The organism is Mesorhizobium sp. M2A.F.Ca.ET.039.01.1.1, assembly GCF_003998035.1.
In the GTDB taxonomy this organism is placed as follows: domain Bacteria; phylum Pseudomonadota; class Alphaproteobacteria; order Rhizobiales; family Rhizobiaceae; genus Mesorhizobium.
On the sequence record NZ_RZRY01001573.1, the window covers coordinates 1 to 413 of the forward strand.

The window sequence follows — 413 nt, forward strand, 5'->3', positions numbered from 1 at the left end:
CAAACGCCGCGTCGAATGCGGCAGCGGCGCTGCGCCAGCTCAATCCGAAGGCGACCGTAGCCGCGGCCCAGCCCGGGCAGCTGCGCGAGCCGGCCCTGGTGTGCTGGATCACCGATCCGAGCGGCACCCCGCTCAACGTCAGGAACAGCCCCTTCGGAGAGCTGACCGGGGCTGTCCTGCAGAATTCCCGCCCCCTCCGCATCACCCAGTTCTCCTGGGACTCGAAGGGACATCCCTGGGCAGCCGTTCCTGGCGGCTGGTCGAGCGCCAAGTATATGACCTGCCAGGCGCCCGACCCGTATGAATGAGCCATGGGAAGGAGGAGGGTCTCATGAAATGGAAATCGTTCGAAGGGTTCGTCGCCTTCCTTATCCTTGCGGTCGCTCTCGTCCCGCTCTTTCGTATCCTTCCTG

Annotated in this window: 1 pseudogene; it reads left to right on the forward strand. The window is 64.9% G+C overall.

The features are described from left to right. Positions 1 to 308: pseudogene (locus tag EOA24_RS40975) on the forward strand (hypothetical protein); the annotation flags it as partial. Between the last annotated feature and the right edge of the window lie 105 nt (positions 309 to 413).